Annotated in this window: 20 protein-coding genes; 14 read left to right on the plus strand and 6 right to left on the minus strand. The window is 61.3% G+C overall.

Going from position 1 to position 18,291, the window contains the following annotated elements; translation table 11 throughout:
• Window positions 1-96: 96 nt before the first annotated feature.
• Window positions 97-1,116: a DUF4917 family protein gene (locus DLD99_RS07290; RefSeq protein ID WP_114881758.1), complete on the minus strand. Its 1,020-nt coding sequence runs from the start codon at window positions 1,114-1,116 to the stop codon at window positions 97-99.
• 154 nt (window positions 1,117-1,270) lie between these two features.
• Between DLD99_RS07290 and yiaY the strand changes: the two genes are divergently transcribed.
• The gene (yiaY, locus tag DLD99_RS07295; RefSeq protein ID WP_114881759.1) at window positions 1,271-2,419 is read left to right on the plus strand and encodes an L-threonine dehydrogenase; all 1,149 of its coding nucleotides are present in this window, start codon (window positions 1,271-1,273) and stop codon (window positions 2,417-2,419) included.
• On the opposite strand, the gene DLD99_RS07300 is transcribed toward yiaY, so the two are convergent.
• Window positions 2,416-3,582, minus strand: coding sequence for an MFS transporter (locus DLD99_RS07300; RefSeq protein ID WP_114881760.1), 1,167 nt, complete (start codon window positions 3,580-3,582; stop codon window positions 2,416-2,418). The genes yiaY and DLD99_RS07300 overlap by 4 nt on opposite strands.
• 17 nt (window positions 3,583-3,599) lie before the next feature.
• A complete protein-coding gene (locus tag DLD99_RS07305; protein WP_114881761.1) occupies window positions 3,600-4,835 on the minus strand; it encodes an aminotransferase class I/II-fold pyridoxal phosphate-dependent enzyme in 1,236 nt (411 codons plus the stop codon).
• A 232-nt stretch (window positions 4,836-5,067) separates the two neighbouring features.
• Here DLD99_RS07305 and DLD99_RS07310 point away from each other — a divergent pair, with 232 nt between their 5' ends.
• The 4 genes from DLD99_RS07310 to DLD99_RS07325 all read left to right on the plus strand — a co-directional run bounded on the left by DLD99_RS07310 (window position 5,068) and on the right by DLD99_RS07325 (window position 9,609).
• Window positions 5,068-5,976, plus strand: a complete 909-nt coding sequence (locus DLD99_RS07310) for a LysR family transcriptional regulator (RefSeq protein WP_114881762.1) — start codon at window positions 5,068-5,070, stop codon at window positions 5,974-5,976.
• Between the two features lie 103 nt (window positions 5,977-6,079).
• On the plus strand, window positions 6,080-7,273 hold the full coding sequence (locus DLD99_RS07315; protein ID WP_114881763.1) for a CaiB/BaiF CoA transferase family protein: 1,194 nt from the start codon (window positions 6,080-6,082) through the stop codon (window positions 7,271-7,273).
• Window positions 7,270-8,196 (plus strand): hydroxymethylglutaryl-CoA lyase, encoded by a 927-nt coding sequence (locus tag DLD99_RS07320; RefSeq protein WP_114881764.1) that lies wholly within the window; start codon window positions 7,270-7,272, stop codon window positions 8,194-8,196. Before DLD99_RS07315 ends, DLD99_RS07320 begins: the two co-directional genes overlap by 4 nt.
• An 81-nt stretch (window positions 8,197-8,277) precedes the next feature.
• Window positions 8,278-9,609 (plus strand): MFS transporter, encoded by a 1,332-nt coding sequence (locus tag DLD99_RS07325; protein ID WP_114881765.1) that lies wholly within the window; start codon window positions 8,278-8,280, stop codon window positions 9,607-9,609.
• A 33-nt stretch (window positions 9,610-9,642) separates the two neighbouring features.
• Here DLD99_RS07325 and DLD99_RS07330 read toward each other — a convergent pair whose 3' ends face one another.
• Window positions 9,643-10,131, minus strand: a complete 489-nt coding sequence (locus DLD99_RS07330; RefSeq protein ID WP_114881766.1) for a DMT family transporter — start codon at window positions 10,129-10,131, stop codon at window positions 9,643-9,645.
• A 79-nt stretch (window positions 10,132-10,210) separates the two neighbouring features.
• Between DLD99_RS07330 and DLD99_RS07335 the strand changes: the two genes are divergently transcribed.
• The 8 genes from DLD99_RS07335 to DLD99_RS07370 all read left to right on the plus strand — a co-directional run bounded on the left by DLD99_RS07335 (window position 10,211) and on the right by DLD99_RS07370 (window position 16,033).
• Window positions 10,211-11,122 carry a LysR family transcriptional regulator gene (locus tag DLD99_RS07335; protein WP_208647515.1) on the plus strand — a complete coding sequence of 304 codons (912 nt, stop codon included), beginning with the start codon at window positions 10,211-10,213 and terminating at the stop codon, window positions 11,120-11,122.
• Between the two features lie 20 nt (window positions 11,123-11,142).
• Entirely contained in the window at window positions 11,143-11,880 is a 738-nt protein-coding gene (locus tag DLD99_RS07340; RefSeq protein ID WP_114881768.1) for a PA3715 family protein, read from the plus strand.
• 35 nt (window positions 11,881-11,915) lie between these two features.
• Entirely contained in the window at window positions 11,916-12,635 is a 720-nt protein-coding gene (locus DLD99_RS07345) for a PA3715 family protein (protein WP_114881769.1), read from the plus strand.
• Window positions 12,636-12,638: 3 nt separating this feature from the next.
• Window positions 12,639-13,055, plus strand: a complete 417-nt coding sequence (gene fos / locus DLD99_RS07350; protein WP_114881770.1) for a fosfomycin resistance glutathione transferase — start codon at window positions 12,639-12,641, stop codon at window positions 13,053-13,055.
• Between the two features lie 60 nt (window positions 13,056-13,115).
• The gene (locus DLD99_RS07355) at window positions 13,116-13,754 is read left to right on the plus strand and encodes a LysE family translocator (protein WP_114881771.1); all 639 of its coding nucleotides are present in this window, start codon (window positions 13,116-13,118) and stop codon (window positions 13,752-13,754) included.
• A gap of 77 nt (window positions 13,755-13,831) precedes the next feature.
• On the plus strand, window positions 13,832-15,181 hold the full coding sequence (locus DLD99_RS07360; protein ID WP_085710207.1) for a sensor domain-containing protein: 1,350 nt from the start codon (window positions 13,832-13,834) through the stop codon (window positions 15,179-15,181).
• 117 nt (window positions 15,182-15,298) lie between these two features.
• The gene (locus tag DLD99_RS07365; protein ID WP_082302357.1) at window positions 15,299-15,454 is read left to right on the plus strand and encodes a KGG domain-containing protein; all 156 of its coding nucleotides are present in this window, start codon (window positions 15,299-15,301) and stop codon (window positions 15,452-15,454) included.
• 75 nt (window positions 15,455-15,529) lie between these two features.
• Window positions 15,530-16,033 (plus strand): DUF4142 domain-containing protein, encoded by a 504-nt coding sequence (locus DLD99_RS07370; protein WP_085710208.1) that lies wholly within the window; start codon window positions 15,530-15,532, stop codon window positions 16,031-16,033.
• Between the two features lie 44 nt (window positions 16,034-16,077).
• Here DLD99_RS07370 and DLD99_RS07375 read toward each other — a convergent pair whose 3' ends face one another.
• Window positions 16,078-16,488, minus strand: a complete 411-nt coding sequence (locus DLD99_RS07375; RefSeq protein ID WP_085710209.1) for a low affinity iron permease family protein — start codon at window positions 16,486-16,488, stop codon at window positions 16,078-16,080.
• Between the two features lie 215 nt (window positions 16,489-16,703).
• Between DLD99_RS07375 and tam the strand changes: the two genes are divergently transcribed.
• Window positions 16,704-17,474 (plus strand): trans-aconitate 2-methyltransferase, encoded by a 771-nt coding sequence (tam, locus tag DLD99_RS07380; protein WP_114881772.1) that lies wholly within the window; start codon window positions 16,704-16,706, stop codon window positions 17,472-17,474.
• A gap of 41 nt (window positions 17,475-17,515) precedes the next feature.
• Here tam and DLD99_RS07385 read toward each other — a convergent pair whose 3' ends face one another.
• A complete protein-coding gene (locus tag DLD99_RS07385) occupies window positions 17,516-18,244 on the minus strand; it encodes a class I SAM-dependent methyltransferase (protein ID WP_114881773.1) in 729 nt (242 codons plus the stop codon).
• Window positions 18,245-18,291: the final 47 nt, after the last annotated feature.

An 18,291-nucleotide genomic window follows, 5' to 3' on the forward strand; every position in this document is an offset into this window, starting at 1 on the left:
TGGACGGACGCCATCGCTAGCAGGCTAGCTCCCACCGGAAAGTGCATTCCAGCTGTGGGAGCTAGCCTGCTAGCGATGACGCCATAAGCGTCTCCACTAGACCTCGACCGGCACCGACAGCTTCGGATTACCCAGCGCATGGCTCTTGGAATCAAAGAAGCGTAATTCGGCGCCCGTGCCCTCGAACACCTTCGCGTAATGCCGCTTCTGGTGCTGGATGAACGCCGCGCTGCGCGGGTAGATCGAGATCGCCACGGTCTTCGGTTTCGCCAGACGCAGGGCGCGCACGATGTGGCTGTCCTGCTCGCCCAGGGCGTGGCCGAAGATGCACAGGCTGTCGCCATGCTCCAGTAACTGGTCGTAGCAGAACGACAGGTAATCGGAGCTGCGGATGGTCTTGAGCTTGTCCGCGCTTGGCCCTTCGTTGACGAACAGCGGCACGTCGTCGAGGGTCTTGAGGGTGTTGTTGATCGCGAAACTGCCGAGCAGCGTGCCTTCGGTGGCGGTCAGTTTGCGGGCGCTGCCGTCCTGGTTGCGTACCAGATGCAGACCGCCGTGCAGGTACAGCAGACGCGGTTTTTCAGTGTGGCTTTCGCACAGATCGAAGCTGGCGTCGGGGCCGTTGAACAGGTCGTCGATGGCTTCGCCCCGGTGTTGCAGGGCCCAGTAGTTGAGCAGGTCGTAATTGGTGGTGAACACCGTGCGATAACTGGCCAGCTCGCGGTTCAGGATCGTCAGGGTCGACGCTTCGACCAGTCGCCACGGAATGTGCAAATCGTGGACGGCATTGATCAGCGCCTCCTTGATCGCGTAATAGCGATTGCGCGGCGCGGCCGAGCTGACGGCCAGTGCCTTGTTGACCCGGCTGGTGGTTTTCAGCGCGCCGAGCACCTGCTCGAAACTGCGCGTCTGCATGGCGTCGAACACGCTCAGTTCCGACGGGCTCAGCGGCTTTTCTTCCACTGTGCGAGCATTCTCGAACAGCGAATCGTAGCCGAAATCGTCCCACACCGCGCGGCTGGCGCCGTTGCCCACCAGCAAACCGCGAAAGTCGGTGGTGGCGCGTAACGCGTTCCAGTCTTCGAGGGTGGCGTCGACATCCAGAAAATCGGTCATTGCAGGGCACGTCTCAAAACAAGGGGCAGATGGGCGGCGACTTTATCACGAGCGGGCATTGAGCCAGATCAACATCCGCCGTGACCGATCGGTCGATCCTGTATGCATCCGCCGGATCGCAGGAGTCGATCCGGCCCCTGTCAGGAGACGCGCCATGAGCAGCACCTTTTTCATTCCCGCCGTAAACATCATGGGCAGCGGCTGCCTCGACGAGGCCATGAATGCCATCCGCAACTACGGTTTTCGCAAGGCGCTGATCGTTACCGACGCGGGCCTGGCCAAGGCTGGCGTGGCGACAATGATCGCCGAGAAACTGGCGATGCAGGACATCGATTCGGTGATCTTCGACGGCGCCAAACCCAACCCGAGCATCGCCAACGTCGAGGCCGGGCTGGCGCTGCTCAAGGACAGCCGCTGTGATTTCGTGGTGTCCCTCGGCGGCGGTTCGCCCCATGACTGCGCCAAGGGCATTGCCCTGTGCGCGACCAACGGCGGGCAGATCCGTGATTACGAAGGCGTCGATCAATCGGCCAAGCCGCAACTGCCGCTGATCGCCATCAACACCACGGCCGGCACCGCCAGCGAGATGACCCGCTTCTGCATCATCACCGACGAAACCCGCCACGTGAAAATGGCCATCGTCGACCGTAACGTCACGCCGCTGCTGTCGGTCAACGACCCGGCGCTGATGGTCGCCATGCCGAAGAGTCTGACCGCCGCCACCGGCATGGACGCACTGACCCATGCCATCGAAGCCTACGTGTCCACCGCCGCCAACCCGATCACCGACGCCTGTGCGCTGAAGGCGATGACCCTGATCAGCAACAACCTGCGACTGGCGGTACGCGACGGCAGCGATCTGGCGGCGCGGGAAAACATGGCGTATGCGCAGTTCCTCGCCGGCATGGCGTTCAACAATGCGTCCCTCGGTTACGTGCATGCGATGGCGCACCAGCTGGGCGGTTTCTACGACCTGCCTCACGGGGTTTGCAACGCGGTGCTGTTGCCCCATGTGCAGACGTTCAACGCGCTGGTCTGCGCTGATCGCCTCACCGATGTGGCCCACGCCATGGGTGCCGACATCCGTGGCTTCAGCCCGGAGGAGGGCGCAAAAGCCGCGATTGACGCGATCCGCTGCCTGGCCAAAGACGTCGACATCCCCGGCGGCTTGCGTGACCTCGGCGCCAAATGCACCGACATCCCTGTTCTTGCCGCCAATGCCCTGAAAGACGCCTGCGGTTTCACCAACCCGCGTGCGGCGGATCAGCGGCAGATCGAGGAAATTTTCCGCAGCGCGTTTTAAGCGGACGGACGATCGGGCGTGAACCTCGTGCAGAGCACCGCGCCCGCCGCCAGAAAGCAACACAGCAGCGACAGCGGCCATGCGTGTGGACCGGCCAGCAGGCTGGCCACCGCGCCGATCAACGCGGCCATCAATTGATGAATGAAACCGCTCAGGGCCATCGCGTAAGCGCCGGCAATCGGCGCTCCATCGTTGGCCCGCGAGAGGCTGATCGGATAGTTCAGCGACTGGCCGAACACGGCGCCGCAGTAAGGCAACCAAAGCAGCCAGGCAACGGAGCTGGCCAACAGGCTGCCAGCCAGCATCACCCCGCTTCCGGCCATCACCAGGCCCACACCCAACGCCATCAACCGATGCTGACCGGTACGCAGCACAAAGCGATTGACCGCCAGCGCCCCCAGAAAATACGCCGCACTGATCGGCCAGCCCAGCAGCCCGTAGTCGGTCGTCGACCAACCGAACGGGCCTTGCAGAATCAACGGCGCAGCGCTGTTGAACGCGATGATCACGCCATAACCCAGACCGCCCGCGAGCGCCGGCAGAAGAAACGCTCGATGGGTCAGAATCGTTCCGTATACCGCCCAGGGCGACACGGTTGCGGGTGCTTCGACGAGTTTCGGAAAATTCAGGCGCGAGACAATCGCGGCCATCAACAGGCTGACCGCACCCAGCAGATAGAAGATCGCCTGCCAGCCCAGCGTCACCTGAATCAGCGAGCCGGCGTATTGCCCGATCCCCAGAGCAACCACAAACGAAATCGAAATCCACGACAACGCTTTTGCCAGCAGATCGCCTCGGAAACTGTCACGGATCAGCACCCGCGCCATCACTGAAATGCCGCTGGCGCCGATCCCCTGAAGCAGTCGCAACAGCAGAAACGACTCCAGCGTCGAACCCAGCGGCAACGCCAGGTTCGCCAGCCCGTAAATCCCCAGCGCCGCCAGCAGCACCGGCTTGCGCCCGACGCGTTGTGCAAGGCTGCCCCAGAGCAACATCGGCAATGCCATGCCGATCAGGTACAGCGACAACCCCCAGGCCACCTGCGTTGCATCGACCTGCAAGTGCCCGGCGATCTGCGGCAACGCCGGCAGGTAAATGCTCATGCCCAGTTGGGCGAGGAACACGGTGGAGCAGGTGATGAGCAGGATGAGTCCGGGATTCATGAGTCGTCCGTGAAGGTTCAGCGGTCGCGATGGCCACCGTGAGTCAGTAACAGTCCGGTGATCAAATCACAGAATTGGTGGATCAGTGTCGATTCCATGTCGGCGCGCAGGGTCACGCGGATCGCGGCTTTACCTTGAGCCACCACCGGGAAGAACACGGCGCTGGTGAAAAAGCCGTGTTCGGCCAGTTCAATGGCAATTCGAGTGGCCAGGGCGGCCTCGCCACAGTTGATCAAACGGATGGCCATGGGGCTGCCGTGCTGTTCGGTGCTCACCAGACTGTCGAACAGACGAATATTGGCCTGGAGCTGAATCTGCAACGCGCGCAGCTCTGCACTGCGATGCAGCTGGATCGAGGCAAGGCCTGCACCGATGGCCGCGCAATTGAGGCTTTGCGACCAGTTGCTCGGCCCGCCGTAACGCTGGATCAATTTCCGCTGCCGCTCATTGCCGAGCATTACCAGACCACCGCTGGCCCCGAACGATTTGGCCAGTGACGCGACGATCAGACAGTCCTCATCCAGCGCCGGCATTCTTGGTCGTACAAGACCGGCGCCATTGCTGCCGACTGCCGACAGCGCGTGGGAATCATCCAGATACAGGAACAGGCCGTAACGTTCTTTCAGATATAGCAGACCGTCCAGATTGGCCACACCACCCATGCTGTAGGCACCGTCGGCGATATAGGCGACCGTTGTGTGGCGCTGGCACACCGATTCGAGAAAATCCATGTCGTTGTGGGGGCAGGTCAATACCTGGGTTTCGTCGGCGCAACTGGCCTTCAGGTGATTCATCGAATAGTGAGCCAGACGATCGAACACCATCACCGGCGGACGGCCCTGGGTAAACACACCACTGGCCAACTGCGGCAGGATCCCGGCGCTCGCGGCGCTGCAGGACAGAGTGCTCAGACACACCGCGCCAAACAATTGCGACAGCTCGCTTTCGTATCGGTCGAGCAGCGCCAGTTTGCAGCGGTTTTTCGAATTGGCAACGCGCAGAGTGCCGGTTTCCCGTAACGCCGCGATGGCGCCTTCGAGCAGGGCGGGGTGGTGATCCAGGCCCAGATAGGACGTGGTGCAGAAATGATGGAACCGGCGCCCGTGCTGATCGAGCAACTGGTTGCAGCCTTTGACTTCGACGTTGAGAGCGGCGATTTTTCCGGCTTCGGCGGCTTCCCAGTCGTGGTCGGCCAGCGCGATGACTTTGCGGTAGTTGGAGAAGGTGTTGGCGGATTCCGGCGAGTGATTCATAGGCAGCTCTCCTTGAGCATGGCAATCCATGGGGTGTTTCAATTTGTGTGTGTTGCCAGACTTTACAGAGAGCGATGCAGGGTCAGAATCGGCCTTGTCTGATAGCGTTGAGTGTTGTTGGAGTTTTTTCTGTAGGGGGATGTAGCGCTTGGCTGTAGGGCAATTGACTGCCTGCATCGAGAGCAACGCGGTTATCCTGCCGGGGTCCGCGAACCCTGTTAATGAGTGCCTCATGTTGCAGAAAAACCTGACCCGTCGCCTTGATCTGATAACCCTGCAACTGTTCGTCGCCGTGCACGAGGAAGGCACCCTGACCCGCGCGGCTGCTCGCGAGGCCATTGCCGTGTCGGCGGCGAGCAAGCGTTTGATGGAGCTTGAGGAGGCGCTCGGCATCAGCCTGTTCGTGCGTCAAGCCAAGGGCATGATCCTGACTCCGGCCGGCGAAACCCTGTTGCACCACGCCCGGCAGATGTTGTTCAACGTCGAGAAAATGGGCCTCGAACTGGGCGAGCACAGTCACGGCGTACGCGGTTATGTGCGGATGCTGGCGAACCTGTCGGCGATCATTCAGTTTCTACCGGAAGACCTGCGCGCCTTCACCGCGCAGCACCCGCAGGTCAAGACCGATCTTGAGGAGCGGCCCAGCGCCGGGGTGATTCAGGGTGTGCTTGATGGTGTGGCGGATCTGGGCATCTGTTCCTGCGACAGCGACGTCAAAAGCTTGCAGAGCGTGCACTATCGCCGGGACAAGCTGATGGTGGTCATGCTTCCCGCGCATCCGTTGGCCGGGCGCGAATCCGTGGCTTTCAGTGAAACCCTGGACAGCGATTATGTCGGCCTGCACGCCGCCAGTTCGATCAACATGCGTACCCACGCGGCCGCCCGTCAGGCCGGCAAGGTTCTGCGTATCCGCATCCATGTACCGGGATTCGATGCCATGTGCCGGATGGTTCAGGCCAACATGGGCATCGGCATCCTGCCTCAGCGTGCCTATGAATTGTTCGGTCGAGCGTTGGGACTGCAAGCGGTGCCGTTGACCGATGACTGGTCGGATCGTGATTTGATCGTGGTCGTACGAGACGAGGCCGGGTTGTCGCCGGTGAGCCGGCTCTTGTTCGAACATTTGCGCGCAGACACCTGAGCGTTCGCATTTGGCGAACGCTTGTTGCCGAGTGACGGCTGGATTGCAGCAATGACGTTCCTCTAGCCTTGGCCGCAATTCCAAGAACAAGAGGTATCTCGCGATGACTGCCCCGTTGAGTGCAATCAAAGTGATCGAAATCGGCACCCTGATCGCCGCGCCGTTTGCCGCGCGCATGCTTGCCGAATTCGGCGCCGACGTGATCAAGATCGAAGCCATGGGGCAGGGCGACCCGTTGCGCAAATGGCGCAAGCTGCACGAGGGGACGTCGCTGTGGTGGTACTTGCAATCGCGCAACAAGAAATCCCTGGCCCTCAACCTCAAGTCCGCCGAAGGCATCGAGCTGGTCAAGCAACTGGCGAGCGATGCCGATGTCATCGTCGAAAACCTGCGTCCCGGCGCGCTGGAAAAACTCGGTCTCGGCTGGGACGTGCTGCACGCGCTCAACCCTAACCTGACACTGGTGCGCATTTCCGGTTATGGCCAGACCGGCCCCTACCGCGACCGCCCCGGTTTCGGTGCGATCGGCGAGGCCATGGGCGGTATCCGCTACACCACCGGCACCCCCGGTTCGCCGCCGGCGCGGGTCGGGGTCAGCCTGGGTGATTCACTGGCGTCACTGCATGCGGTGATCGGCGCGCTGATGTCGCTGCTGCGGGTCAAGACCGGCCAGGGCGGTGGGCAGATCGTCGACGTATCGCTGGCCGAAAGCGTGTTCAACGTCATGGAAAGCCTGGTGCCGGAATACGACATGCTCGGTCACATCCGTGAGCGCAGCGGCGGCGCATTGCCGGGGATCGCACCGTCCAATACCTACCTCACGGCCGACGGCGCCTACGTGGTGATCGCCGGCAACAGCGACCCGATCTACAGGCGCCTGATGCAGGTGATCGGTCGCGATGATCTGGCCGACGCCGAAGAATTCGCCCACAACGACGGCCGTGCCGCGAAGAGTGGCCTGCTCGATGCGGCCATCACTCACTGGACCAGCAGCCTGCCGATCGACGACGTGCTCGCGGCCCTGGAAGTCGCCGAAGTACCGGCCGGGCGCATCTACTCGGTGGCCGATATCGTTGCCGATCCGCACTATCAGGCGCGGGACATGTTGCTCGACGCCGAACTGCCGGGCGGAACGACGGTGAAGATGCCGGGCATCGTGCCCAAACTCTCGGAAACGCCAGGAACGGTGAACTGGTCAGGCCCCGGGCTCGGCCAGCACACCGACGCCATTCTTGCCGGTCTCGGCTTGAGCGCTGCGGACATCGACCGCCTGAAAAAACAGGGGGTCGTGCAATGATCAGCGATTACTCGCAAGCCCTGATCGTCCAGGAAGTCTCGCCCCGGGACGGGTTGCAGATCGAGCCGACCTGGGTCGAGACCGAGGACAAGATCACCCTGATCAATCAACTGTCGCAGGCCGGATTCAGCCGCATCGAGGCCGGCTCGTTCGTTTCGCCGAAAGCGATCCCGGCCCTGCGCGATGGCGAGCAGGTGTTCAAGGGCATCCAGCGCCAGTCGGGGGTGATTTACGTCGCGCTGATTCCCAACCTCAAGGGCGCGCAACGGGCCCTGGAGGCCGAGGCCGACGAACTGAACCTGGTGATGTCCGCCAGCCAGACCCACAACCTGGCGAACATGCGCATGCGTTGCGAAGCCTCGTTGGCGGCGTTTGGCGAGATCGTGAGCTTCGTCAGCGGCTCGGGCGTGCGCCTCAACGGCAGCATCGCGACGACGTTCGGTTGTCCGTTTGAGGGCGTGATCGACGAAGACCGCGTGTTGCAAATCGTCGAGGCTTATCAGGCGCTCGGTATTCAGGGCATCACCCTGGCCGACACCACCGGCATGGCCAACCCGAGACAGGTCGATCGACTGGTGCGGCGGGTGTTGCAGCGCGTTCCGGCGCAAGACCTGACCCTGCACTTCCACAACACCCGAGGCCTGGGTTTGTGCAACGTGCTGGCGGCCTACGAAGCGGGTGCCCGGCGTTTCGACGCGGCACTGGGCGGGCTCGGCGGCTGTCCGTTTGCGCCCGGCGCATCGGGCAATATCTGCACCGAAGACCTGGTGAACCTGTGCGATGAAATGGGCATTCACACCGGCATCGACCTGCCGTTGCTGCTGAAACTCTCCCGCGGCTTGCCCGCGCTGCTGGGTCATGAGGTGCCCGGGCAACTGGCCAAGGCCGGACGCAATTGCGACCTGCACCCGCTTCCCACCTGATTCACGCGCTCACTGACTCAACCCGAACCAGACAACAAAAACAATCGGACGCCCACCGGCAGTCCGCCTGGAGAAAAAACTATGAGCCTCAATGTAATGGAGGCGGGCACGAGCCCGTCCGTCGATCACGACGCCGAAAAAGCCTTGGTCAGCAAAGTCGCCTGGCGCCTGATGCCGTTGATCATGGTCTGCTATCTGTTCGCCTTCTTCGACCGCATCAACATCAGCTTCGCCAAGTTCCAGTTGCAGGCTGACCTGAGCCTGAGTGACACCGCCTACGGTCTCGGTGCCGGGCTGTTCGTGGTCGGTTACGTGCTGTTCGAAGTGCCGAGCAACATGATGTTGTACAAGGTCGGCGCACGACGCTGGATCGCCCGGATCATGATGTCCTGGGGTGTGGCGACGGCGCTGATGGTGTTCGTCAACAGCGAATGGCAGTTCTACGTGCTGCGCTTTCTGATCGGCGCGATGGAAGCCGGTTTCGCCCCCGGCGTGTTGTATTACCTGACGCTGTGGTTCCCGCAGCATTTCCGTGGCCGCATCACGTCGATGCTGTTTCTGGCCTCGGCGTTTGCCGGGCTGGTCGGTGCGCCGTTCTCCGGACTGGTGCTGGAACACCTTGATGGCGTGTTGCAGATGCGCGGCTGGCACTGGTTGTTTCTGCTGGGGGGCGTGCCCTGCGTCGGCCTCGGCTTTCTGGTTTTGACCTTGCTCAAGGACCGCATCGAGGACGCTCACTGGCTGACTCCGGAAGAGAAAAAGCTGTTGGCCAGCCGCATCGCTCATCACGAACCGCACAAGAGCGGCGGTTCTTTGCTGGCGGCGCTGAAGATTCCGGGTTTCCTGACACTGGGATTGATCTACTTCCTGATCCAGGTTGCGTCCTACGGCCTGAATTTCTGGGCCCCGCAACTGATCCGCAGTGCCGGCACCGAGAGCCCGGTGATGATCGGACTGCTGACCTCGATCCCGTACATCTGTGGTGCGATCAGCATGGTGGTGATCGGTCGTCTGTCCGATGCCACGGGTGAGCGGCGCAAATTTGTCGCGGGGCTGGTGATTGTCGGTGCCATCGGCTTCTTCAGTGCGGGGATTTTCGCCAGTCACACCACGTTCCTGATCGTCGCTCTGGGGTTGCTGGGGGCCGGGATCATCGCGTCGATTCCGAGCTTCTGGACCCTGCCACCCAAACTGCTGGCGGGCGCTGGAGCGGGTGCGGCGGGCGGGATTGCGGTGATCAACACCCTGGGGCAGTTTGGCGGCATCGTCAGCCCGGTGATGGTCGGCCGGATCAAAGACCTGACCGGCAGCACCACACCTGCGCTGTATGTCATCGGTGTGGCGGCGCTGATTGCGGCGGCGTTGTTGCTGTGGGGGCTGCCGCAGAAGCTGCGCACGCTCGACAAATACTGAGGCTACGGCTGGTCGTTCCGGTGGCGGGAACGATCAGCCAGCCGGTACCGGTGATTTGGTTGCCGTCTCGCCGAACTGAATCAGCACCACCCCCGCAATCAGGAACGCCGCCCCGAAAGCCCGCGGGAATGTCAGGTGCTTTTGCATCAATCCGAACAACCCGAAGTGATCCAGCACCATCGAGGCCAGCACCTGGCCGGCCAGTGCCAGCGCGACAAAACCCGATGCCCCGAGTTTCGGCACCAGCATCACCGCCAGTGCCACAAAACACACCCCGAACGCGCCACCGGCCCACATCCACAGCGGCGCCTTGCCGATGAATGCCAGCGATGGCAACGGCAAACGCAGCGCGGCAATCACCGGCAACAACACCAGCACGCTGACCAGCAATGACGCCAACGTCGCCCATAACGGATGGCCCAGCCCCCGGGCCAGGTTGGTGTTGATCGCACTTTGAAACGGTACGACGGCCCCGGCCACTGCCGCCAGCAACAACAGACCGGTCCACTGCAACGTACTCATGATTACTCTCCAGCAAAGGTTTTGCTGGACTCTAGGGTATTCGTCGCGCAGATTTAAATTCTGTTTTGTCATGCGGAACATGCATCAGATGAATGATCTTCGGCGCATCGATCTCAACCTGCTGGTGATCCTCGACGCCTTGCTCGGCGAGCAGCACGTCACCCGTGCGGCCGAGCGTCTGCACTTGAGTCAACCGGCGGTCAGCCATGCGTTGGCCCGTTTGCGCGACTTGCTCGGTGATCCATTGCTGGTACGTGCCGGTTCAGGGCTGGTGCCTACCGCCCGGGCGCTGGAACTGGTTACACCTCTGGCCGAAGCCCTGGCCCAGGTGCAATCGCTGCTGGCGCCGAACACCTTCGACCCGGCCAGCGCGCGTCGGACCTTTCGGCTTGCGATGTCGGATTACGGAGCGGCAATTATCCTGCCCGGCCTGATTCGCACGTTGCGCGCGGAGGCTCCGGGCATTGATCTGCAAATCAGCCATGCCAGTCGCGAAGGGATGGTTGAAGGTTTGCTCAACGGCGACATTGACCTGGCTGCCGGCGTGCTCCCGGAGTTGCCCGGCGAGTTGCACAGCACGCCGCTGTTCGAAGAGCGCTATGTCTGCCTGCTGGATCGCCAGAGTCTTCCCGCCGAAGGTGTTCTCGACCTGCCAACCTACCTTTCCCGACCTCACGTCCTGTTGGAAATGCGCGGCAGCGGCACCCCGGAAATCGAACGTACCCTGACCGCCCTGCGCGAGCGCCGCCGCGTTGCCGTCAGCCTGCCGCACTGGAGCGTTGCGCCGCAGTTCATCAGTGGCACGGATCTGATCCTGACCGTGGCTTCGCGGGCGTTGAATGATATTGATGAGGAGGCGCTGATCGTCGTGCCGTCGCCGTTCGAGATCGCACCATTTACCTTTGTCTCGGCATGGCACAAGCGGCGGGGCGGGGATCAGGCGTTGAACTGGTTGAATCGGCGGATCGGGGAGGGGATAGTGCGCGGCTGAAAAACATCAAGGAGTGGGGCATGACAGTGAAGTCTGGAGTGATGGGGTGTCTGGCGCTTTGCGGGGCGCTGATGGCGGGGCAGGTGTGGGCTGATTGTGTGCCTGTGCCTGTGACGGGGGTACTGGACTATTCCGTGTGCAAGGAATGGCCGGCGTATCCGGGGCTGACTATTGGCGCAAAAGCTCTGTTCAAGCGCAAACCTACGCCGGGTGATGTCGACTCGAACGGCATCTATGACTTCGACTTGTCAGTTTTTCAGGACGGCAAAACAGAGCCACTTGCTACCTATCACCAGGCCGCTGCGTTTGAGCAGAATGGTGTGGCAGTGTATGAACTGACTCTTGATACTGCCCGTTACAAGCTCACTTCCGACCTTCGAGCGTTTGGTGTCCGAGTGCGGCTTTCAAACGGATCTCGCCTTACTCCAGTGGATGAAACTCAACTCTCGCTCTACGTGAGAGAGGGCGAAAAACTACGCCCGGTCCTGCGTCAGTTGGTTGTTTCTGAATATGGTGGCGAATGGGATGGCAATTGCGATAGCCAGCGCTTTGAGGTTTCGAGGACAGTCGAAATCGCTAAAACCAGCTCCCATGGTTATGCGGATTTGATCGTCAAAACCCAGCAAACAAATACGATCAGTGTGGGAGAAGGGGATGCCTGCGAAGATAAAACCAGTGTCAGCAGCCCTGAACTGACAACCCTTCGCTACGACGGAAAATCGTACGTCTTGCCTAAAGGTTTCCAGGCCATCGAGTGATACAGAACCAACGCGACTTTTATCAAGGAAGAACAATGCTCACCCCGACTCGACTTCTCATCGCCCTCGGCTTTCTGGCCGTCACCACTCAGGCCCACGCCGCCTGTGAGATAAAGAAATTTGACGGTCACTCCCTGTCACGCTGCAAAGTGTGGCCGGCCTTCCCGGACAAGGCGATCTCGGCAAAATCCACATTCGTGTCCGACTCCGAAGGTGATCACGACGGCGTGTTCGATCTGGAGTTGTCGCTCCTCAACGCCGCGAATGCCAAGCCGTTGGCGACTTACGCCAAGCCTGGAGCCTACAACTCCGATGCCATCCGTTTCGAGGACCTGACCATCGACACGGCTCGCTACCGCCTGGCGTCCGACGTTCGCGCATTTGGCCTGCGTACGAAGTTTGCCGATCAGCTTTCTCGGGCCAACCCGTACGCGAAAACCGATCTGGCTCTGTATGTGCGCGAAGGCAGCAAGTTGCGCCCGGTGCTGGAAGGGCTGGTCATTCGCAAGGAATTTGGTGAGGGTGGCGGTGAGTGCGATACCAAAGACACGAAAATCCTCAGGACCGTGGAAATCGGCCCATCCAGCCATAATGGCTTCGCTGACCTGATCGTTTCCTCAAGTGGTGTGGTGTACACCTCGACCCAGTCAGGCAAAGAGTGCGTTTCCAAAACCACCGACCTGAAAAACACCCAAATCACCCTGACCTACGACGGCAAGCAATACCCCATCCCCGAAGACCTGCGAGGTTACTGACCGATGCTCACCGGCCTCAACCACCTGACCCTCGCCGTCAGCGACCTGGATCGCAGCCTTGCGTTCTATCGCGACGTCCTCAAGCTGCGAGTCGAGGCCACGTGGGATGCCGGTGCCTACCTGTCTCTCCCGGGCCTGTGGTTGTGCCTGTCCCTCGATGTGCAACGCCAACCCGAGCCTGCCGCCGACTACACCCATTACGCCTTCAGCCTCGATGCAGCGGACTTTCCACGGTTCGTGCAAAAGCTTCGCGCCGCGAACGTGCAGGAATGGCGCGACAACCGCAGCGAAGGTGCGTCGTTCTACTTCCTCGACCCGGACGGACACAAGCTCGAAGCGCATGTCGGCGATCTGGCCTCGCGACTGGCCGCGTGTCGGCAAAAGCCCTACGCGGGGATGCGTTTTTTCAACGAGTCGTGAATATTCACAAACCGCTGGGATAGACTGGCGGCCACGTTTTCCGGCGCTTGCAGGTATTCCATGACTCCATCGTTGCTTATGGCCGTGCTGGCCTCGGGTTTCATCTACGGCATCACGCCGGGGCCGGGTGTGCTGGCGGTGTTCGGCATTGGTGCCGCGCGCGGTCGTCGGGCCGGGGCGGGATTCCTGTGCGGGCATCTGCTGGGCGATGTGATCTGGTGCAGCACCGCGCTGATCGCGATTGTCGGCGCCCGGGAAATCGGCAGCACCGCATTCGATGTGCTCGGCGTACTCAGCGGTCTGTACCTGTTCTGGCTCGGCTGGCGTGCGGTGCGGGCCAAACGGAGCAACGGCGAGCAGCCCCAGGGCGCGGCGCGTCAGCCGTTCTGGCACGGCATCCTGTTCGGCCTGACCAACCCCAAGGCCTACCCGGTGGCAGTGGCGACGTTCACCGCGCTGCTGTCGAGCCGTGCCGAACTGCTCAACTGGTCGATGCTGCCGATGCTGATCGCCTTGAGCTTCCTCGGCGGATTGCTTGCCTACGCTATTCTCATTGGCGTTGTCGGCGCCCGTCAGGTGCGTACGCTGTATCAGCGCCATGAACTGGCCATCACCCGGCTGTGCGGGGTAATGTTCATCGGTTTCGCCATCAATGCTCTGGTGCACGCGTTGCCGGGGCTGATGCCGAGCAAGACTTGAAGAAAATCGCTGGGACGCGAGGTCGAGGTCAGGGACGGTTGATCAGTGCTGCATTGCCCGGACACCCACGCTGAACCATGGAAAGCCGAAATTCTGCGCCATTGGCGAGTTACATCGATCTGTTGCTGGACGCCGTTTGCGCGGTCGACAAACAAGGTCGCTTTGTTTTTGTCAGCGCAGCCTGCGAGCGGATTCTCGGCTATACCCCTGACGAGTTGATCGGCCAGTCGATGATCGACTACGTCTATCCCGCCGACCGTGAACGCACCCTGGCCGCCGCCAGCGACATCATGGGCGGCGAGCCCAAGCACAATTTCGAAAACCGCTACGTGCGCAAGGACGGCAGTCTTGTGCACATCCTCTGGTCGGCGCGCTGGTCGGAAGTCGATCAACTGCGCATCGCCGTGGCCCGGGACATCACCGAGCGCAAACTCGCCGAATCCCGTCAGGCGGCGTTGTATGCGATCTCCGAAGCGGCCCATGCGGCGGAGGATCTGCTGGCGCTGTTCAAACGCATCCATACGATCATCGGCGAGTGGCTGCCGGCGCTGAATTTCTCCGTGGCGCTGTACGACGAACACTGCGCAAAACTGAATTTCCCCTATCACGTCGACGATGACGAGTTGCAACCGGAGCAACCCGGTACCGTGACCGGTCGGCTGTGCGCCGAGGTCATCCGCAGCGGCCAGCCGATCCTGCTGACCCCGGATTGCCCGCAGGCCCCGGCAGGCTTCGAAGCGCTGGTGGCGGGGCAGCAATCGCCTTGCTGGCTCGGCGTGCCGTTGAACTCGAAGAACGGCACCATTGGCGCCCTGATCGTCAAAAGCCTGCCCGGCGGCGAACGCTACACCGAGCGCGACAAGGAACTGCTGCAATACGTCTGTGCCCAGGTCGCCACCGCCATCGAGCGCCAGCAATTGCACGCCCGCCTGCGGCGCATGGCGCAATACGATCAGTTGACCCAATTGCCCAATCGCGAATTGTTGCGTGATCGGCTGAAGGCGGCGCTGGCCAGCGCTCGGGAAACCTCGGGGCACATGGCGCTGCTGTATGTCGATCTGGATCGCTTCAAGCAGGTCAACGACACCTTCGGCCACGGCGTCGGCGACATGCTCCTGCAGACCGTGGCCAACCGCCTTAAGGGCTGCGTGCGTGAAACCGACACCGTGGCGCGGATCGGTGGCGACGAGTTCGTGGTGCTGCTGCACAGCGTCCACGCCCCCGACGATGCCGACAGCGTGGCGGAAAAGATCCGACAGGTGCTGGTGCAACCCATGCGTCTGGACGGGCACAACCTGCACATCGAGCCGAGCATCGGCGTCGCGCGTTTTCCCGAACATGGCCATCATGAGCAGCAACTGTTTCGCCACGCCGATCAGGCCATGTACGCCGCAAAACGGGAAAATCATCGGGCGCGGGATATCTGACTGGCGGTCGCCGTTCGTCGCGGCAACGGCAACTTTTCTAAACCTTTGGGGGCTGGCGAATTCTCAATCCAGGCGGGCATCTGCTCGCTGACGATCAATACCAAGAGGAAGAGAATCATGCCTAACTCAAGAAACTCGAACTCGGGAAACTTTGCCAACGATCGAACGAAGGCCTCTGAAGCCGGTCGCAAGGGTGGGAAAACCACCACCACGACTGTCGATAAAGAGCCTAAAACTGAAATGGGCCGCAAGCCCGCTCAGAAATCGAAGTAGTCGGCGAAGGTTGTTTTGATTGAGAGGCGGGGGCGCAAGCTCCCGCTTGAATTTGCCGAGAAGGAGGGCGCGACCATGAGCCGGATGGCCACCCGAGTACGCAACATCAGTTTTGTCACCCTGCTGGGCCTGAGTGCCGGCAGCGCATTTGCCCAGTCGCCCGCCGACTTCATCAACGAAGCCTCGGCCAAAGGCATGGCCGACATCGAGGCCAGCCGCCAGGCCCACAGCAAGGCCGAATCCAAAGAGGTCAAGGATTACACCATCGTGGTCATCAACGACCGCACCACGGCCAACCAGCATCTGGCGAAAATCGCCAAGAAGCTGGATTTGCCCATCGCCCCTCGTGAAGAAATCGCCGACAAGGCCAAGGCGTTGATTCCGGAAGTGAAGGACGGCGCGTCTTTCGATCAGGCTTACGCCGCGAGCCAGGTCAAAGCCACGGAAGAAGCCATCGAACAGATCCAGCAGGAAGCACAGACTACCGACGTGCCGGAGATCAAGGCCTTCGCCGACGAGACCCTGCCGAAGTTGCAAAGCCACCTGGAAATGGCGCGGGCGCTGCAAGCCAGTCGCTGAAACCGGTTGAACAAAAACGGCGCTCGAGGCGCCGTTTTTTTTGCTCAACAGTCATTCAGGTCCTGCTTCGGTTTGCTCTTTTCACCCAACCCGTCAAGGTTGAAAACCTCGCCTTCACCCAATGCCCGGTAGTGTTTGCGCAACGCTTCAAGTTGTTTGAGATCCAGCGCTTCAAGCCCGAGCATCGCGTTCTGCGCTTCTTTGGTTACCAGCAACAACTCGTCGATCTTCAAATGCAGGATGTCGGTATCGCGGTTCTGGGTGTTCTGGATCAGGAACACCATCAGGAACGTGATGATCGTGGTCGAGGTGTTGATGATCAGCTGCCAGGTGTCATTGAAATGAAAAATCGGCCCGCTCAACCCCCACAACCCGATCAGAATCAAAGCCCCCATGAACGTCTTCGGACTGCCGGCCCAGAGTGCGAGCGTCTGGGAAATCTTTGCGAATTTCATGGCGGTGTTCCTTGTGGGGAGAGCTTGAAATTCAGACAACGGGGGAGGGAGGAAAATTCTGCTTACAGTTTTTTGCTCTCAATGGAAACCGCCGCAGACCGTGATCCCGGCGATATCGGACGTAGGTAGGGGAAGGCAGATAAACACGTTCGCTGTATCGTGACGGCAGCCGCTTTTTCCACGTTTCGCCAAAACGTCCAAGACAGGAGAACGCAATGACCTGGTCCGCCAAACAATACGTCGCTTTCGAAGATGAACGCACCCGCCCGGCCCGTGACTTGCTGGCGGCGATTCCCACGCGGGAGGCGCGCTCCGTGGTCGATATCGGTTGCGGCCCCGGCAACTCGACCGAGCTGCTGGTGGAGCGTTTCCCGGGGGCGAAAGTGCAGGGGCTCGACAGCTCGCCGGACATGATCGAGGCCGCGCGTAAGCGTCTGCCGGAGTTGCAGTTCGAGGTGGCGGACATTGATAAGTGGGCGGATGCAGGGCCGTTCGATGTGATCTTCGCCAACGCGGTGTTGCAGTGGGTGCCGGATCACGGGACGTTGTTGCCGGCGCTGGCGGGCAAGCTGGCGCAGGGTGGCAGTCTGGCGATTCAGATGCCGGACAACCTCAACGAGCCGTCCCATCGGTTGATGCGTGAAGTGGCAGCCAGCGGGCCGTGGGCCAGCAAACTGGCCGGTGCGGCGGGGCAGCGGACGGAAATGGCGGATGCCAGCGCCTATTTCTCGATGCTGCGTCCGCATTGCTCGCGGGTCGATGTGTGGCGCACCACCTATCACCATCAGTTGGCGGGCGGGGCTTCAGGCGTTGTCGAGTGGTTCAAGGGCAGTGGTTTGATTCCGTTCCTCAGCCCGCTGACGGAAGCGGAGCGGGCGGAGTATCTGGCGCATTATCTGGCGGAGGTTGCGAAGGCTTATCCGGCGCTGGCGGATGGTTCGGTGTTGTTGCCGTTTCCGCGGTTGTTCATCGTCGCCACACGCTGATACGAAAAAGGGCCGATTGGATCGGCCCTTTCTTTTTGCGGTCAGCGCTGTACGGCGACCAGCATCATCATCGGCCGCTCGCGTTCTTCGGCGAGCGCCGGTTGCGCGGCCACCTCGGCATCGCTCGGGCCCCATTCGTTGACGTGTTGAATCGTGAATCCGGCGCCAATCAACGCGTTGAGCAGTGTCCCGACCGTGCGATGTTGCTTGATCACACCGTCCGCCAGCCAGTTCGTAACCCGCTCGCCTTCCATCTGATAGCTGTCCAGCGGCCAGCGCTTGTGGCCTTCGCTGTCGACCAGCCAACCCGGATTGCGCGGTGCCATGAAGATCGGGTGCTCGATGGAAAACACGAAATGCGCACCGGGTTTAAGCGCGGCATGCAGCTTGGCAAACAGCCCCGAGAGATCCTTGATGTAGTGCAGGGCCAGCGAGCTGTAGGCCAGATCGAAAGTGCACGCAGGCAAGTCGAGCTGTTCCAGGTCGGCACGTTCGTAACGAATGTTCGCGGCCGAGGTGGTTTCCTTCGCTCGTTCGAGCATTTTCTCCGAGACATCCAGTCCCAGCACGTTGGCTGCGCCTTGTTCGCTGGCCCAGCGGCAGAACCAGCCGTAACCGCAACCCAGATCCACTACCTGCAAACCGTGGAGGGAGGGCAACAAGGCTTTCAGCGCCGGCCACTCCGGCGCGGCATCGAGGCCGCCGATGGAGCGGTTCATCTGGCTGTAGCCCTGGAAAAATTCGGGGTCGTCGTAGATGTTCTGGGTCATGGTTTGGTGCTCGTCTGAATTTGATTCGGGTGGCTCAACGGCCACGA

Origin of the sequence: Pseudomonas kribbensis, from assembly GCF_003352185.1 — a bacterium.
Lineage (GTDB): Bacteria > Pseudomonadota > Gammaproteobacteria > Pseudomonadales > Pseudomonadaceae > Aquipseudomonas > Aquipseudomonas kribbensis.

Bases quoted from the DNA above. Each gene is read 5' to 3' on its own strand.
- DLD99_RS07290 (WP_114881758.1), bottom strand. From the start codon at position 1,116: ATGACCGATTTTCTGGATGTCGACGCCACCCTCGAAGACTGGAACGCG.
- yiaY (WP_114881759.1), top strand. From the start codon at position 1,271: ATGAGCAGCACCTTTTTCATTCCCGCCGTAAACATCATGGGCAGCGGC.
- DLD99_RS07300 (WP_114881760.1), bottom strand. From the start codon at position 3,582: ATGAATCCCGGACTCATCCTGCTCATCACCTGCTCCACCGTGTTCCTC.
- DLD99_RS07305 (WP_114881761.1), bottom strand. From the start codon at position 4,835: ATGAATCACTCGCCGGAATCCGCCAACACCTTCTCCAACTACCGCAAA.
- DLD99_RS07310 (WP_114881762.1), top strand. From the start codon at position 5,068: ATGTTGCAGAAAAACCTGACCCGTCGCCTTGATCTGATAACCCTGCAA.
- DLD99_RS07315 (WP_114881763.1), top strand. From the start codon at position 6,080: ATGACTGCCCCGTTGAGTGCAATCAAAGTGATCGAAATCGGCACCCTG.
- DLD99_RS07320 (WP_114881764.1), top strand. From the start codon at position 7,270: ATGATCAGCGATTACTCGCAAGCCCTGATCGTCCAGGAAGTCTCGCCC.
- DLD99_RS07325 (WP_114881765.1), top strand. From the start codon at position 8,278: ATGAGCCTCAATGTAATGGAGGCGGGCACGAGCCCGTCCGTCGATCAC.
- DLD99_RS07330 (WP_114881766.1), bottom strand. From the start codon at position 10,131: ATGAGTACGTTGCAGTGGACCGGTCTGTTGTTGCTGGCGGCAGTGGCC.
- DLD99_RS07335 (WP_208647515.1), top strand. From the start codon at position 10,211: ATGCATCAGATGAATGATCTTCGGCGCATCGATCTCAACCTGCTGGTG.
- DLD99_RS07340 (WP_114881768.1), top strand. From the start codon at position 11,143: ATGACAGTGAAGTCTGGAGTGATGGGGTGTCTGGCGCTTTGCGGGGCG.
- DLD99_RS07345 (WP_114881769.1), top strand. From the start codon at position 11,916: ATGCTCACCCCGACTCGACTTCTCATCGCCCTCGGCTTTCTGGCCGTC.
- fos (WP_114881770.1), top strand. From the start codon at position 12,639: ATGCTCACCGGCCTCAACCACCTGACCCTCGCCGTCAGCGACCTGGAT.
- DLD99_RS07355 (WP_114881771.1), top strand. From the start codon at position 13,116: ATGACTCCATCGTTGCTTATGGCCGTGCTGGCCTCGGGTTTCATCTAC.
- DLD99_RS07360 (WP_085710207.1), top strand. From the start codon at position 13,832: ATGGAAAGCCGAAATTCTGCGCCATTGGCGAGTTACATCGATCTGTTG.
- DLD99_RS07365 (WP_082302357.1), top strand. From the start codon at position 15,299: ATGCCTAACTCAAGAAACTCGAACTCGGGAAACTTTGCCAACGATCGA.
- DLD99_RS07370 (WP_085710208.1), top strand. From the start codon at position 15,530: ATGAGCCGGATGGCCACCCGAGTACGCAACATCAGTTTTGTCACCCTG.
- DLD99_RS07375 (WP_085710209.1), bottom strand. From the start codon at position 16,488: ATGAAATTCGCAAAGATTTCCCAGACGCTCGCACTCTGGGCCGGCAGT.
- tam (WP_114881772.1), top strand. From the start codon at position 16,704: ATGACCTGGTCCGCCAAACAATACGTCGCTTTCGAAGATGAACGCACC.
- DLD99_RS07385 (WP_114881773.1), bottom strand. From the start codon at position 18,244: ATGACCCAGAACATCTACGACGACCCCGAATTTTTCCAGGGCTACAGC.